General features: G+C 46.4%; 12 protein-coding genes. 2 read left to right on the plus strand and 10 right to left on the minus strand.

The window, feature by feature from the left end:
• Positions 1-102: 102 nt before the first annotated feature.
• Complete coding sequence (locus ACFVTB_RS18465) at positions 103-852, minus strand: hypothetical protein (protein WP_387752227.1); 750 nt, start codon at positions 850-852, stop codon at positions 103-105.
• Positions 853-1046: 194 nt separating this feature from the next.
• Between ACFVTB_RS18465 and ACFVTB_RS18470 the strand changes: the two genes are divergently transcribed.
• Entirely contained in the window at positions 1047-1757 is a 711-nt protein-coding gene (locus tag ACFVTB_RS18470; protein ID WP_387752229.1) for a response regulator transcription factor, read from the plus strand.
• Positions 1754-3250, plus strand: coding sequence for a sensor histidine kinase (locus ACFVTB_RS18475; RefSeq protein ID WP_387752232.1), 1497 nt, complete (start codon positions 1754-1756; stop codon positions 3248-3250). The genes ACFVTB_RS18470 and ACFVTB_RS18475 overlap by 4 nt, the downstream gene beginning before the upstream one ends.
• A 21-nt stretch (positions 3251-3271) precedes the next feature.
• Here the strand turns inward: ACFVTB_RS18475 and ACFVTB_RS18480 are convergent, their stop codons facing one another.
• The 9 genes from ACFVTB_RS18480 to ACFVTB_RS18520 all read right to left on the minus strand — a co-directional run bounded on the left by ACFVTB_RS18480 (position 3272) and on the right by ACFVTB_RS18520 (position 13120).
• Positions 3272-4666, minus strand: a complete 1395-nt coding sequence (locus tag ACFVTB_RS18480) for a cysteine peptidase family C39 domain-containing protein (RefSeq protein ID WP_387752235.1) — start codon at positions 4664-4666, stop codon at positions 3272-3274.
• Between the two features lie 31 nt (positions 4667-4697).
• The gene (locus tag ACFVTB_RS18485) at positions 4698-4955 is read right to left on the minus strand and encodes an acyl carrier protein (RefSeq protein WP_387752237.1); all 258 of its coding nucleotides are present in this window, start codon (positions 4953-4955) and stop codon (positions 4698-4700) included.
• A gap of 33 nt (positions 4956-4988) precedes the next feature.
• Positions 4989-5762, minus strand: a complete 774-nt coding sequence (locus ACFVTB_RS18490) for a helix-turn-helix transcriptional regulator (RefSeq protein WP_387752240.1) — start codon at positions 5760-5762, stop codon at positions 4989-4991.
• Positions 5763-5868: 106 nt separating this feature from the next.
• Positions 5869-7593, minus strand: coding sequence for an ABC transporter ATP-binding protein (locus ACFVTB_RS18495; RefSeq protein ID WP_387752243.1), 1725 nt, complete (start codon positions 7591-7593; stop codon positions 5869-5871).
• Positions 7586-9322, minus strand: coding sequence for an ABC transporter ATP-binding protein (locus tag ACFVTB_RS18500; protein ID WP_387752246.1), 1737 nt, complete (start codon positions 9320-9322; stop codon positions 7586-7588). The genes ACFVTB_RS18495 and ACFVTB_RS18500 overlap by 8 nt, the downstream gene beginning before the upstream one ends.
• An 89-nt stretch (positions 9323-9411) precedes the next feature.
• Positions 9412-10515 (minus strand): nucleotidyltransferase family protein, encoded by a 1104-nt coding sequence (locus ACFVTB_RS18505; RefSeq protein ID WP_387752556.1) that lies wholly within the window; start codon positions 10513-10515, stop codon positions 9412-9414.
• Positions 10516-10530: 15 nt separating this feature from the next.
• Positions 10531-11961 carry a class I adenylate-forming enzyme family protein gene (locus tag ACFVTB_RS18510; protein ID WP_387752248.1) on the minus strand — a complete coding sequence of 477 codons (1431 nt, stop codon included), beginning with the start codon at positions 11959-11961 and terminating at the stop codon, positions 10531-10533.
• Positions 11958-12197: an acyl carrier protein gene (locus tag ACFVTB_RS18515; RefSeq protein WP_387752251.1), complete on the minus strand. Its 240-nt coding sequence runs from the start codon at positions 12195-12197 to the stop codon at positions 11958-11960. The genes ACFVTB_RS18510 and ACFVTB_RS18515 overlap by 4 nt, the downstream gene beginning before the upstream one ends.
• The gene (locus ACFVTB_RS18520; protein ID WP_387752253.1) at positions 12194-13120 is read right to left on the minus strand and encodes a cysteine peptidase family C39 domain-containing protein; all 927 of its coding nucleotides are present in this window, start codon (positions 13118-13120) and stop codon (positions 12194-12196) included. Before ACFVTB_RS18520 ends, ACFVTB_RS18515 begins: the two co-directional genes overlap by 4 nt.
• Positions 13121-13128 lie beyond the last annotated feature (8 nt).

Raw genomic sequence — 13128 nt, forward strand, 5'->3', positions numbered from 1 at the left:
ATGTCAAAAAGATGGCGCGCCGCTCCAAATGATGGGAAACTAAAACGGCGGCGCAGGGTCCTCTCCCCACGCCGCCTGCCTTACTCTTAGCTTGCTACTTTATTATTTCGCAGCAGCCTCCAGCTTTTCGATCTGCAGCTTGTACTGCTCGAGCAGATCGCCAAGCGCTTTCTTAATCGTCGCCGCATCCTTGCTTTCCGCGGCTTTGGACAATGCATCCTGCGCATCAAAGAATGCTTTAAGCTCGCCGCTTGGCTGCACCGCTTGAAGGGATACGCTGAACTCGCCCTTCGCATCAGCGTTCACTTCGGCAACAGGCTGGAACTTGCCCTCTTCTACATCGCTCAGCTTAATCACTTTGACGCCCTCCACGACCTTTAGAGGCTGCGCTTGTACTTGATCTGCGTCATCCTTCACTGGACGAGCGGCGGTAAATGTTGTTTTGCCGTCCTTCACAGCGGACTCGATTTCGGAAGGATCAAGCTCTCTAACGGCGATCGCAACGCCTTCAACCGCATCGTCTAGATTCAGCTCGCTGTCGACGGCCACAAGGGAGACGGCCGCTACTGCGCCGGAAGCAGAACCACTAAGCTTGCCGTAGGCTTCCAGCGTTTCCTTCCAATCGTTTACCGTATCGGCGGCATATTGCTTAGCCAACTCCAACGGATCAGCCCATTTGATGGCTGCGGGAGCAGTTGTCAAATTAAAGTCCCCATTTTTCGCTACAGTAGTTACCGCTGCCGCTTTCGCTTCTTTCTCTGGCTTCTCCTCATTGGCGTAAGCCGCTCCCGCCACACTGGACAGCAGCAAAGCAGACAAAGCTGCACTCGTCATCATTTTTCTGTAATTCATCGTCAACACACTCCTTGGTTTGGAATTTTGTCGCCGGACGCTCGGTGTTGCTGGTGAACCGCCCGACAAACTCCACTTTAAGGGACAGGTATGGCAGAACGTTGGTTGATTTGTGGAAAAACGATGGCACGGCCCAATAAGGCTTTCTGCCTTGGTATACTTACAATAGAGAATGAACGAGGAGGACCAGGCGCGTGAAGCATCGTTATCAAATCGCAATCGTGGACGACGATCAACATATCCGGCATTTGGTGGAAGTCTATTTGAAAAAAGAAAACTACGAGACGATCCCTTTGGGCAGCGCGGAAGAAGCGCTGCAGCTGTGGCGGACAAACCCGCCCGACCTCTGGGTTCTCGACATCATGCTACCCGGCATGGACGGGTATGAGTTTTGCAAGCAAATTCGAAGCGGAGAGGCCGACGTGCCGATTATAATGATTTCCGCTAAAGATACTGAAGTCGATAAAATATTGGGACTGGAGCTTGGCAGCGACGATTATATGGTAAAGCCATTCAGTCCGCGAGAGCTAGTCGCCCGCGTCAAACGACAGTTGCAGCGGCAGTATGCAGGAAGAAACGCTGGCGAAGCGGCCGCCTCCGACCGTATTGGGCTTGGCCGTCTGCAGCTTCTAGTGGAGGAACGAAGAATGTTCTGGCATGGAGAAGAGGTCGATATGACAAGCAAGGAGTTCTCGATGCTCAAGGTGTTCGTCGAAAATCCGAACCGCGCCTTTACGCGATCGGAACTGCTGACGCTCGTATGGGGGGACGATTATTTCGGAAGCGACCGCGCCGTCGATCACTTGATCAAGCGGATTCGCAAAAAAGTGGAGCATTTGCCGATCGAGGCGGTATGGGGGCACGGTTACCGCATGAGAGCAGAAGGAGGAGACCAGACGTTATGAAACTTGTCCATCAAATTAATATCGCTTTCGGTGTGGCGCTCATTGTCGTACTGTCTGTTACGGCAGTTCTGATCCACTATGTGCTGTTAGACCATTTTATCGGAGCGCAAAAGCAGGAGATGCAGCTGATCGGCAGTGCGATTTCTTCCAATTTGACCGCAGCGGCACTCGCTCAGGATACGACGGGAAAGACAACGACCGCACCGGCCGATTCGCAGCAAGAGCTTTCACTCGAAAAGTCTGCCTCCACGCTAAATGCTTCGTCGGTCACTACCGTGTCGAAAGCGATTGGCACTTACTCCAATATTTCGGCATTCGTCAGCGACGAGAACGGCAATATCGTTCGCGATGGAATTCCAGTCGGCGCCATGGCAGAAAAAGCAATGCCCGTCCTTTCGTTAAGCGAGGTCGTAGGCGTGGACTTGCCAAAATGGCAAACCACCGCAGCGGGAGCAGTAAATATTAAACCGCTCTGGGAACAACGCAACGGACAGTTCCTCGTCAACATCAGCACAGTGCCGCAGGGCAAGCTGACACTGTATACGCCGATGAGTAAAATTAAAGAAATCGAGAGCGTCCTGTTCGGCCGCATGCTGCTCGTATTCGGGATCGGCTTCCTGCTCATTTTCACTTTAAGCCACTTTATTACGCGCAAACTGATCCGTCCTCTGATGAAACTGAAGGAAGAACTGAGCAAAATAAAAGGACGGCAGTTCGAGCAAGTGAAGCTTATAAAAGCAGGCGGCGAGATCGGTTCGGTCGCTTCCGCCGTTTATGATATGGCCGGCGAGCTGAACCGCTTCAACCGCGCGCAAAAGCAATTTTTCCAAAACGCTTCGCATGAGCTCAAGTCGCCGCTTATGTCGATTGCGGGTTACGCCGAGGGCATTCGCGACGGCGTGTTCGAAGGCGAGGACGTGAACAAAGGGCTAGACATTATATTAAGCGAAAGCGGACGGCTGAAAAATTTAGTGACGGAAATGACGCTGCTCGCCAAGCTGGACAGCGAAGACAATATTTACGAGCGTTCGACCGTCGATCTGTCGGAGCTGCTGACCGAAGCAGTCGAGCGAATAAATCCGCAACTGGTCAAGCAGTCGATCGAGCTTCACGCGGAATGGGATGATGCTAGACCGCTATACTTGATCGGGGACCGTGATAAACTGCTGCAAGCGCTGCTTAATGTAATGAACAATGCCGTTCGCCATGCAAAAGGCCATATTTACGTTCGTGCCTCTGTCGTCAAAGACCGAATCGAGCTGACTGTTAGCGATGACGGAAACGGCATTCCGGAGCAGCTGCTCCCCTATTTGTTCCACCGCTTCGTGAAAGGCCACGACGGCGAAACCGGACTTGGCCTCGCCATCGCCCAGGCGATCGTCGAGCGATGCGGAGGCATGCTGAAGGCCGCCAATCGCGAGGACGGCGGCGCGTTATTTTCATTCGAGTTTCCATCTTTGAACTATGCTTCAGGGACCGGAGCGGCCGCCTGACGGCGAATCTGCCTTTTCCTCTCACGGCAAGCATTGCGGCTCCGAAGACGTCATCCGTCTTCGGGACGCAGATATTCGCGACCTCGACACAGCTTTTAAACTGTCCCCTACCATTTCCCGCAATACGGAATCTTCTATATGGTTCAACAGCTCCCTGCATCTGCTGACAAACCAGTCGGTATGGTGAGCAGGCCAGTTCCTCTCTTCCATGCTTTTCAAAAAGATATACATAAGCTTATTTGCCTTATCTCTATCTATTTCATAGAAACTGGCGATGGTCTCCGGATATAAGCTTGCCATTCTATCGTATATGTCGGGATAGTTGTCCTGATCCGTGGATAATTCAAACAAATGATCGAGCTTCGTGCTTGATTCTGCAAAAAAGAGTTCGGCCTTCGAAAGTAGTTTTCTTGGTTTTACTGTATTCAATTCGGCATGCAAATCTGTAAAAACTTGATACTCCAAAGCTTCCAATTCTTTAATATGATTGGTTAATCGCACTAAAATCGAATGATCTCCCGTAAAAAGAAACTTCAATGCCAAATTTCTCGCGGATAAACATTTTTCAGCCAATGTCCCAGTCGCCGTTAAAAACGCATCTAGATGAAGACCCTTCTGTTTAATGAAATACTCGACTCTTCTATTCATTAACAATTTATGTTCGTACATCGTTAGGAAGGGGTGCAGTTCAAGTCTCCCCGTGCTGGAAGCGTTTTTAATCTGGCTGTACAATACCTTATAGACCTGTATTCCGCTAAAAAAATGATTCGGACTTTGAAGCATACGGGTTCTCACCGAAGTATCTTGGTTGGAAAGATAATCTGCAAGCTGCTCTACTACATTCTCCATATCAAATTTATAAGCAAGATAAGTATAGTTCGGCAGCTTATATTTGCTGTATTTCAACAATTTGATTTCTTTATGAGGCATCGAATCACCGTTTAATGCCGAGCTGGCTAACTCTTCGAACGAAACCGTATAGAATGTATATTGTGAATTTTTCACATAGCCGCTCACATAAAATTTTTGTGCTTCTAAATCATATCCATTTATTAAAAGATCATGAACGTGGGTTCTGATTCCGTACGATCCCGTTCTTGGAATATAAAACTCATCGACAAATAAATAAACATACTGATCGCGATCAATTGCTTGTATGAGTGACTGAACCAGCTCTTCCTCTCCGTATTCCACCAAGCTTTCAAAATCATTAACGACTAGCCAAGGGTAATCCTTGAAATTCGTATCTTCATAGTTATGCATCATAATTTCAAAGCCGTTAGGCGAGTATAATTGGATGAAATTGCTGTATAACCACGGCCATGCTTCGTCATGGGCTAGAATGATCGATAATGGATAGGCAACGCTTTGATAACATTTAATAATTGGTTCTACTATCGGCAGCTTCTTTTCCACACACTCATCTCCAACGATAAAAAACGGAATATTAAGCACTAGCTGATAATCTCTCGTTAATTTTTTGCGTTATTTTCTCGATAGTCGAAAAATTCTCGAACAGCAGCTCCTCGTCATCGAATGCAAGGCTAAACCGCTCCTCTAATTGAACGATAAGCTGAATCGATTTCATGGAGTCCAGACCAAGAGCGCCTAACTCCAGATGATTATCAAGTTCAGTTGTTGGCAGAGCTAGAATCTCTTTAATTTTTTCCTTAATCGTTTGCTCTATAGACATAGAGTCATTCATGCTATACATCACCTCAGTAGACATTGTAATTAACTAATCAAATTCATTGAGATTGAACTCCAGCCTATACTGAGAGGGCGTGAGCCGATGGTAGCGTTTAAAAAGGTCGGCAAATTGGGAACTTGATATGTAACCCAACTGATTGGCAATATCTTTAATGGTCGTGTTCGTACTCGACAGCAAAAATTTTGCCTTCTCCATTCTAATCATTTGCAAATGCTTCATAGGCGAAATCTGAAACACTTTCGAGTAGGTATTGCTTAAATAGATGGGATTGCATTCGATTAATTCCGCTAAATGTTGCAAACTGAGCGTAAGGTGATAGTTGTTGCGAATATATCGGTGGATTTTGATCAATCTGCGATCGATTTTACCGGAGGCTTCTTTTTTCCCTTGAGCGGTTTCATTCTCTTTATCGCTGATAATGGATAGCAACGAGGGTAGTATAGTTTCAAAACGATGGAATGTTTCTGAGGGGGAATTGTGGTGTGCAAAGGCGTTAACGAATAATTCATCCAAGTATTGATTTCCCTTAAAAATGTCAAGCTGATTGAAGGGGGATACGGTTCCACTGTTCAGGACGACTCCTCGAACGGAGACCGCTCTTAGGTTGTGATTTAGCAATTTAAACTTGTTTCCTACTACTATGCAGCCGCACTCGACAACCTCTCGTCGTTTCCTCGACTTCAATTCAAGCGGCCCATGAATTTCGAAACATCCATAATGGCCGCTGTCAAAAGCCCATGACAACTCACTGCCTGGAGCAATAATCTCCTCCGTCTTAATACTGCATATTGTAGCGTTCATAAGAACCACCTTATGGTAGTATATAATCCTGCGATTCTTAAAATATATCATATTTTATATTTATTGTAAACTACATGCTCTTAATCTAAATTATCCCTATTTCCCATTAACTTGCTTCTTCCACCATCTGTTTTGTAACCAAATATCGGTATAGCGCATCTCCGCTCATCAATTGTTCATGGGTGCCGCACTCTACTATCGAACCATCTTCTACAACATAAATGATATCTGCGTTTCGCACCGTAGATAACCGATGAGCGATGACCACGATCGTAAACTTCGGGCTTCTATTATCCAAATTCTCTTGCACAATGCGCTCTGTTTCTAAGTCCAGAGCGGAAGTCGCTTCATCCAACAGCAGGATTTCACGTTTGCTCAGCAACGCTCTCGCCAAGGCAAGACGCTGGCGCTGCCCCCCCGACAATGTGACGCCCCTCTCGCCGATAACAGTGTCATAACCTTTGGGAAGCGTAGCAATAAAATCATGGATATAGGCTGTCCGACAGGCCTCGGCCATCTCTTCCTCGGTCACCCCGCTTTGTCCGAAGCTTAGGTTGTTTTTAATCGTGCCTGCCAAAAAATACGGCTCTTGTGAAACAATTGCAATCCGTGATGTCCAATCTTCGCGGGCAATGTCATCCAAATTCATCTCGTTTACTCGGATCACGCCAGAGACCGGTTCGAAAAATCGCATCAGGAGACTGGCCATTGTCGATTTTCCGCTTCCGCTCGTACCGACAATGGCTATCTTCTTGCCAATGGGAATTTCTAAGTCCACGCTTTTCAACACCGCTTCTTTGTTTTCTTCATAAGAAAACGTCACTTGGTCAAAGCAAAGCGATTGAACAGGTCCGCTCAAACGACTGATGCCATCTTGAACCTTCTCGGCATGAATCGCATTTCTAAGCCGCTCCGTGGAAGACAGTTTGCTTACCATCCCCAGGAAGCTGCTGTATAATATATTAATCGATTCCATCAATCGCGAGGCAAATTGAAAGATGACAATGAAATAGCCCAATGATAGACTTCCTTCGAGCGTCAACCAACCGCCGAATACAAATACAGCAAGCATGGCCAGCCATGTAAACGGCTCGCTCTTCATCATTTGTTTGTTGATTAGCTTTCCTTCTTGCATCACGTTACGGAAATAAACGTCATAAAGCTTTTGGAATTTGCGGTTCTCCCAATCCTGTCGATGAAAAGCTACTACCTCTCGGGTCGCCGCGACGCCTTCATCCATGTGAACGAGCATTTCCGATCGGCTTTGATTCACCTTCCCGGCTGCTTGGTATCGTTCAGCTCCAAACCGGCGTCCCCTCCAGACATAAACAATTCCTAACAAAACAATCAAAATCAGCAATGCTGGACTTGCTTCAAGAACGATCCAGCCTATAATAACGATAGCCACTATTTGCTGCACCATTCGCGGCAAATCCTCTGCTGCAATATCAACGGTCTGATTCAAATCATTGGTGAAGTGATAGACATAGTGTGCCGTTCGCTGATTTTGCAGCTTTGATATAGGCAACCGATACATGGCTTGCATCAGTCGGGAGGCCAGAATTTTCCGAATCCGGCTATATGCTTTCAGCTTTACTGCAGGGCTTATCGTGAATAAAGCCGCGTGTGAAATATAAGCCATAGCTATCCATAACAACACCGTCCAGAAACGCCCGACGTCGTTTTGTTTAAAGACATCGTCGATCATAACTTGCTGCAGCGCGATGGTCGCCAGGCTTGCGACCATCTCCAAACTTAACGTGAAGGAAGCCAGAAGGAGTATCAGCCTGCTCGATCTTATTTCCTTAAACAACCAACGCAGACTATGCATGAACTTCCACCTCCATCGGTTTCTTATGGACAAGGCGATAGAAGGCTCCCCTCTGTTCCAGTAAAGTTTGATAGGTTCCCGCTTCAACAATCTTTCCTTTTTCCATCATAATAATCTGATCGAAATTTTTGATCGTCGATATTCGATGAGCGACGGCAATCATCGTGCGTCCATCCAACAGTTGCTCCATCGCGCGCTGAACTTCCCATTCGCTAATCTGATCCAGAGCAGAGGTCGCTTCGTCAAGAAGAAGCAGTCGGGGCTGCTTGATAAACAACCGGGCAATCGCTATTCTTTGCTTTTGTCCGCCCGATAGCTTAACGCCTCTTTCTCCAACCTCCGAATCGTATCCCTCTGGCAGCGACATGATGAATTCGTGGGCATAGGCTGCCTTGGCTGCTTGAATAACATCCTCATCTGTGGCCTCTGGATTTCCAAAACGTATATTTTCCTTCACCGACATCCCGAAAAGAAACGTATCCTGAAATACGATGCCAAAGGTCCCCCTTAGCGACTCCAAAGACAGTTGATCCAGCGGTACGCCATCAAGACGAATCACTCCGCTGGAAGGGTCGTAAAAGCGGGCCGCCAACTTTAATAGCGTTGTTTTGCCGCATCCGCTTTCGCCAACAATAGCCACTTTAGTGCCCGCCTTAATAACAAGGCTAAAAGAATCCAACACGACCCTGTCGTCATAGGCGAACCCGACACGGTCAAACTCAAGCTCCCCTTCCGGGTTTTCTAACACCACTCCGTCGACCGGCTCCTTAATATTGGGAGTTTCTTGCATAAAGCGATATAACCGTTCAGCTTGATACACCTGCATGCGCTGCTCTGTGACATTCGTAATAACGAGCGTTAGCTTGTGAACTGCACTGAAATAATATAAAAGAAAAGAGATAAAGCCCCCAACTGTTATTTGCTGATTAACGACTAAATGGTTGCCATAAACAAATAGGATAAGGCCACCGATGTAATAAGTCATTCTGCGATTCGTACCACGCAAAAACGCATAAAAGACGGATTTTGTTAATTTATGCGTATAGGCGTCCACTGCGGATTGAAACCGCGAAAAATCCCACTTCTCCGAGCCGTACGCTCTCACCTCCGTGAGCGAGGTAATGCTCTCATAAATCTTTTCGTTTTCCTTCAGTCGGTAATCCGTCGCTTCTTTGGCGTATTTCGCCGCAATGTTCTCGATTTTTGGGCCAAACACATAATAAAGCAGAAGAACGGGGATTAGTACTGCAAGCGTCAGCTTTAGATTCGTGGATATCATAATGGAAACCGCAAGAACAGCGAATATTAAACCATTAAATAGATGAGGAAGCCCCAAACGGTATATTTCTTGCAGCGCCCGTACTTCCGTATTCAAGAAAGAAAGCGTCTCGCCGACCGTATGCTTTTCCAAATAGGGAAAACCAAGTCTTCTCAATTGCTTGAATATGTCCAGTTGCAAATCGCGTGAAGCGCGTTCCTGCAAAATGCGCTGGAAACGATTCTCTCCCGCTTTTGCAATAAAGAGTACTAGGATAGAAACGGCAAATAGACTGCCCAGAATATAGAGGAACTTCTTGTCTTTAGCCGCATAAGCGTGATCAACAAAATATTGAACAAGCTTTGGCACTGCCAGCTCCGCAAGCGTTATGGCTAAGATCGTAGCTACAAGCAAAACAAACGATTTCATATGAACTCGCAAATACGATAAAATCCATAAATATACGCGCATCTTTTTCCCCTCGCTAGGCTATGTCAATGGGAGTGAACAACCCCTCGCCAAGGCGAGGGGCGTTTTTTATACCAAGACATTCTCGTATATTAGGCCATAACTGGAACCAATAATTCGGAACGGTTCATATCAAAAAACCGCTCTAGAAAACCGCGACTCCACTTGTATTTAATGGAAGAATCCGTGGGATCTATGACTTCATCCAAATAAGCTAGATCGAGAGGCCGTAAGCCGTCCAACATTTCCCCAAACTGTTCCGATCCGTTTAAGCTCGGGAAGAGCAGGCTCGTATTGTACAGGGCATAGTAACATTCCTTCTCGATATGATTGGCGCGGGCGATTTCAATCAGCTTCCGGCTGTCAACCAGAATATGCGGATCGGTTAGAAAAGCGTAAATATCGGCGAATTTGTAAAGACCAAGATCCCTCTGCGTTTCGATCCAGTTCATCACAATCGCCTCTTTAAACAAGTGAACGCACAAGTGAGCCAAGAAATATTCCTTAGGCAGCGAGTACGTATATTCTTCGTTATTGAACTGATACTTCTCGGCGCTCTGCAGGAAAGTCTCAACTGCTTGCTGAGTCCCTTGAGGGGTCCAATCCAAAGAAAAATTAATATCCACTTCGATCAGCTCAAGCCCCGGCATATCGCAGGTTTTCATATACTTCTTAACTTCTCCGAAGTTCATCCGGGCGTGAATAATCTCCATTCTGCTTGCAGGGACAATAGTGGCATCCTTTTTATTGAATGTTCCTTGAATAAAGCCTTCCTTCTGCAGCACTTTCCCCACCTCGGTCAAATCTTTGTTCGACATCAAAATATCGATATCATTTGAGACTCTGCAGCCCAGCGGATAGACGATATTAGACAAGACAGAACCCTTCAAGAAGGCATGCGGGAGCCCGCTTTCGTTGAACACAGCCGATAGCTCGGCTACCGTCTTGCGATAGGCTAACGTTCTCAATTTCATAATGTCATGCTGCAAAAATAGACTAAACTCGAAAAAACCGTTTGGAATCGGAATATTGTTCGCTCTTAAAACATAGTGCGCAACACCGCCCATTCGATTGTACGCCAGCAAGCCCAGCACAAGCGACCAGTCAAGCTGACCTTGCATCAGTTCATTTATCCTCTCACAATCAGGGCTTCTAAAATCAGCTAGCTTCAAGACAAGCTCATGCTCTTTCAACATGTTCACAAGCCACTCCTACTTTTCTATAAATTTTGATTTATCCTTTTTCCCTGCCTTATTGCGTGGGATTTCATTGACGATTTGAATACGATCCGGCACCTGATAAGCCTCTAATTTATTGAGGCATATGCGCATAACGTCTTGCTCAGTCATCGTCTCTATGCAACTGACGATTAGGCAAATGCTTTCTCCGTATTTCGGGTCGGCTTCACCGTAAACCAAAGCATCCATAATACTGGCATTCTCAATAATGGCTTCTTCAATCTCACAGGGATACACATTTACTCCAGCCCGTATAATCAACTCGTCTTTGCGGCCCACAATATATAAGAAGCCCTCAGAGTCTATATAAGCCAAATCGCCGGTAATCAACCATCCGTTTATCAGCTTCTGATTAGTGCAGACATCGTCATTCCAATACCCTTTCATCACATTAGGCCCGCGGACCCGAAGCTCTCCAACCTCGCCGGGGTCGCACTGCCATTCATCTTCGTCTACAATCAACAGTTCTACATGATTTAATGGAATGCCAACCGATCCCGCCTTCTCATAAAAGCGAGAAGGGGCAAGAAAGCTGATCCGCGGAGATGCTTCGGTTAATCCATATACATTATAAAAATCAATACCTGGAAATACGCTTGAAATTTCATCAATAACCGGCTTCAAAAGGCGCTCGCCGCTTATAGCAACGACTCTGACGGTATGCAGCACCGCTCTCCTCTTGATCCCGCTCAAGTGATACATGACGGTGGGCGTCGTACAAAAAACGGTGCACTGGAACTGATTAAGCATAGCAATCAGCTTAAAGGGCGAAAATTGAACATCATTATAAAATGTAATTCTGGCGCTATGAAGCAGTCCGTGCAAAAATTCTCCGGTAATCGCCGAGGCGTGGGACAATGGTCGAAAAATTAAAATATGGTCGCTGTCCTTAACAGGAAAGTAATCCTCGATATCCATTAAATTGGATAGAATGTTGCGCTGGGTGAGAATGACGCCTTTGGGCCTGCCCGTCGTTCCAGATGTATACAATATAAAAGCAGCATCTTCTGACAACGTGACTGCTGCAGGCCGCTCGGCCCTAGGCTGGACAAAATCCTGTTCATCCAGCCCGTTGTCGACGAGTACGCCGTGAGGCATGCAATCTTTCAATATTTTCTGCAGCCTGTCTTGTCCGTACTTGCTTGAAACGGGCACAGCCACATGACCCGCTGCCAGAACGGCAAGTATATCGATAGCTTCATCATAAGGCTGGGAACGGTAGATACACAGAACGGAACGCTCCGGGTACCTTTTGTTCAATTCAGCGGCGCGATGCTTAACCAAACTATGCAATTCGCCATAGGTCAGAACCGTTTCGTCGGGCTTTGTCAGGGAAGCGTGTCCCGGATGGTTGCCGAACGCCGCATCCAGGGCATCCCATATCGTCAGTTGATCCGTTATCATTTCACATATCGATTAACAAGATTTTCTAAATCCTGTACCGAGCCAAGCAAGCCCGGGTCCAAGTCGCTTTCGTCAAACATGATGTTGAATCTTTCTTCTAAATTCACAAGTAATTCCACCATTTTAAGCGAATCAATGCCCAGCTCGTCCTTCAGCTTCGCCTCCGACTTTATCTGCTCTGGATCCAAGCTAGGGATAAGTCCTTTAACGCATTCCACAATCAGAGCCTCGCTCATTTTAATCCCTCCAAATTTAAGTTCGATTCGTTGGTCTGAATTCTGCTCAGCCACTGCGTATCCAATGCGGACAAGCTAAACAGAGATTGCTTTATAAATTCTGAATTAATCGTTTTACGCAATCGGTACAGCTCTATTGCGTTGTACAGCTTCTCCGTCAATCTGTTGGCCTCGTTCAACTCATTCAGAAGACTGGCGCCCTGCTCGCCAAGGGAAGCAGCCAGACTCTCCATTCTTCTTCTAGATATTTTTAGAATGCCAACAGCATCTCGCAGGGCGGAGAGATTGTCCAAGCTTATCGATTCCAACATTTGTTCAAAGGCGTGGGCATCATAGGCTATCCTTGCCGCTTGAATTTCGATTAATAATTGCTCATAAGCATTTTGCCGGATTTTATTAGAAGGTAGTAATTCAAAGAGGATGATCTCATCATTGTAGGCGGACTGCAGCTGGCTAAAGTCCATTTCGAACACTCTTTTAGGAAAATCGTCCATCAGCAGAACTTTTTCATCTCGGATGCCAAATATCATAATGAAGTGATCCTCCCTCCAAGGAAGATCTGCAACATTGTCAATTTTGGAAGCATCCACACGCATGAGAATCGGGAGCCTCTTGACCGTAAGCTCCGTCTCCAACATTTGCTTCACCTTTTCGAAATCGAGGTTCTCATAGGCTTTCGTCTGCGCCAATCCCAATTGCTTTCCTGTATATTGAAGCCTTTCGAGACCTCTATAATACGCATATGAAGATCCATTCTTCATAAAATCCACAACAACGTTAATAACAGGTATAAAACTTTTGTAATAAACAGCATGATAGGGAAAGTCATTTTTCATCAGCACCGCCATGTAATGATTTTCGATGCACGAAATACCCAAGCTGCTGTTTAAAAGCTCGGTACTGTAATCCAAACTGATCTGCATGTCATCCC

This window comes from Paenibacillus sp. NPDC058071, assembly GCF_042885235.1.
In the GTDB taxonomy this organism is placed as follows: Bacteria; Bacillota; Bacilli; order Paenibacillales; family Paenibacillaceae; genus Pristimantibacillus.

Coding starts and splice junctions, on each gene's coding strand:
- ACFVTB_RS18465 (WP_387752227.1), bottom strand. CDS start 852: ATGAATTACAGAAAAATGATGACGAGTGCAGCTTTGTCTGCTTTGCTG.
- ACFVTB_RS18475 (WP_387752232.1), top strand. CDS start 1,754: ATGAAACTTGTCCATCAAATTAATATCGCTTTCGGTGTGGCGCTCATT.
- ACFVTB_RS18485 (WP_387752237.1), bottom strand. CDS start 4,955: ATGAATGACTCTATGTCTATAGAGCAAACGATTAAGGAAAAAATTAAA.
- ACFVTB_RS18490 (WP_387752240.1), bottom strand. CDS start 5,762: ATGAACGCTACAATATGCAGTATTAAGACGGAGGAGATTATTGCTCCA.
- ACFVTB_RS18495 (WP_387752243.1), bottom strand. CDS start 7,593: ATGCATAGTCTGCGTTGGTTGTTTAAGGAAATAAGATCGAGCAGGCTG.
- ACFVTB_RS18500 (WP_387752246.1), bottom strand. CDS start 9,322: ATGCGCGTATATTTATGGATTTTATCGTATTTGCGAGTTCATATGAAA.
- ACFVTB_RS18505 (WP_387752556.1), bottom strand. CDS start 10,515: ATGTTGAAAGAGCATGAGCTTGTCTTGAAGCTAGCTGATTTTAGAAGC.
- ACFVTB_RS18510 (WP_387752248.1), bottom strand. CDS start 11,961: ATGATAACGGATCAACTGACGATATGGGATGCCCTGGATGCGGCGTTC.
- ACFVTB_RS18515 (WP_387752251.1), bottom strand. CDS start 12,197: ATGAGCGAGGCTCTGATTGTGGAATGCGTTAAAGGACTTATCCCTAGC.
- ACFVTB_RS18520 (WP_387752253.1), bottom strand. CDS start 13,120: ATGCAGATCAGTTTGGATTACAGTACCGAGCTTTTAAACAGCAGCTTG.